General features: G+C 42.6%; 3 protein-coding genes and 1 pseudogene. 2 read left to right on the forward strand and 2 right to left on the reverse strand.

All coding sequences use genetic code 11. The features are described from left to right. Window positions 1–181: pseudogene (locus tag AC1DUA_RS35690) on the forward strand (pyridine nucleotide-disulfide oxidoreductase); the annotation flags it as partial. Window positions 182–311: 130 nt separating this feature from the next. Here the strand turns inward: AC1DUA_RS35690 and AC1DUA_RS35695 are convergent. After that, window positions 312–953, reverse strand: a complete 642-nt coding sequence (locus tag AC1DUA_RS35695) for an NAD(P)H-dependent oxidoreductase (RefSeq protein WP_477504246.1) — start codon at window positions 951–953, stop codon at window positions 312–314. Between the two features lie 202 nt (window positions 954–1155). After that, entirely contained in the window at window positions 1156–1587 is a 432-nt protein-coding gene (locus AC1DUA_RS35700) for a MarR family winged helix-turn-helix transcriptional regulator (protein WP_477504247.1), read from the reverse strand. Window positions 1588–1797: 210 nt separating this feature from the next. On the opposite strand from AC1DUA_RS35700, the gene AC1DUA_RS35705 reads away from it, so the two are divergent. Continuing rightward, a partial coding sequence (locus AC1DUA_RS35705) for a CBS domain-containing protein (RefSeq protein ID WP_477504248.1) occupies window positions 1798–1888 on the forward strand: 91 nt, incomplete at its 3' end.

Raw genomic sequence — 1888 nt, forward strand, 5'->3', positions numbered from 1 at the left:
GAGTGAATCAGGCGCCATAATCGTAGATACATTTGGAAAAACGAACGTGCCAGGTATTTATGGTGCAGGGGATGCATCCTCGGAAATGTATCAAGCGATTGCAGCTGCATATTTAGGTGCGTTAGCTGGCGTTGCTATTAATAGTGAATTACTTGTAGAAGTATGGGATCATAAGGGTTAGCTTGAAGCAATATCAACAAATGTGGCTTCTTTCTATCATGTGAAAATAAATAAACCTATATGCGGATGTAAATAAAACCAGCTTCTCGTTAATACACGAGGAGCTGGTTTTGATTTTTGCAAGAAACCTATTAGAAAGTTAATGCGAGCGTGCGGGCTTCTTGAACAGCCTTTTCTTTGATAGTTTGAGCTTGATCCGCAGCCGCAGCCATGCCTTCTACAAAAACTGTATCAAAACTTGGCACACCTAAGAATTTCATGATCGTGTCCAAATGACGGTGACTCATCTCGAAATCAGCGTAAGCCGATCCCGGTGACAAGACGCTGCCGCTAGCTTGAATGTGAAGGGCTTTTTTCTCCGTTAACTGCCCTACAGGACCTACCCCAGCAACGTATTTGAAGGTTTTGCCTGCCACACAGATTGCGTCGATATAATCTTTGAGCACTGGCGGATAGGAGAAATTCCATACTGGATTGACAAATACATATTTATCCGCGGCAACGAATTGATCAACAAGTTCGGATAAACGGCTAACTTTCTTTTGCTCGGAGCTGCTTAATTGATCAAATGCTGTGCCGGAACCTAATTTCCCCCAAGCGCTGAGTACTTCAGCGTCAATGCGCGGGATGTCCATTTGAAAAAKGTCAAGGTAAACAACTTCATCATTCGGGTTAGCCTCGCGGTAAGATTGGATAAATTGGTTGCCGACGCTTGTGCTATAGGATGCTTCACCTTGCATAGGGTGAGCTGAAATATAAAGGACTGTTGACATTGAAAAGTACCTTCTTTCTGAAAGGAGATATTTATGCTCGTTAACTTACCTTTAGTATGTTACTATGAAAACGTGGATATGTCTATTGACATATAGTGGGAAGCCACACGACAAAAAAGCTCCCCAGCAACGGTCCAGCATGGGGGGTCTTCTCTATAGAATTTATATTGGATCATGGAGATTTCTAACGATTTTCCTTAACTTAGGCAAAGACCCTGTTAAACTTACTTAGGAGTTCACCGAACATTTGCTGATCTTCCGGCGACCAATCTTGGAGCAGCTCCGCAACACGTTCGTATCGAGACTGTTTGTTCGAAGCAAGTTCCGCGGAACCGCTCTCTGTCATTTGCAGCGAGTAGGCACGGCCATCTTGAGGATCGGGAATCCGATAGACATAACCTTTCTGCTCCAGCGAAGCAGTCTGTCGGCTGATTGTGGAGATATCCAGTTGGAACTCCTCCGCCAAAGCTTTCACGCCTGATGAGCCATTGGAAGAAATCTGATGGAGTAATAGATAAGCGGAACGGTCCAAAGTGCCTATTTTTTTATTGGTTGTTGCAGCAAGGAATCTACGCATTAGGATGGCGAGTTCGAGCTCAATCGTTTCAGCAGGATGATTGATCTTTTCGGGCATAGAGTACCTCGTCTATAATTTATTATAAATAACCATTATTTTATCGTAACATACAAGATTTGTTTTGAATATGTTTCTGCATAGTGAACGAATTACAATTGAACTTCCCTGCACATAGTTGTATAATACAAATATATAGTTGCATTATACAGCTAGATCTTTCAGAAGGCAAATTATATGGGGGGGATCGTCATGAAAGCCAAAGAGATAATGGTTCGCCAAGTTTACAAAGTAAAAGAAAACGACCCTGTTCGCGATGTCATTGAGAAATTTATCAAGTACAGAATTAGCGGGCTTCCTG

The sequence above is a fragment of the Paenibacillus sp. 01T422 genome (assembly GCF_056398785.1).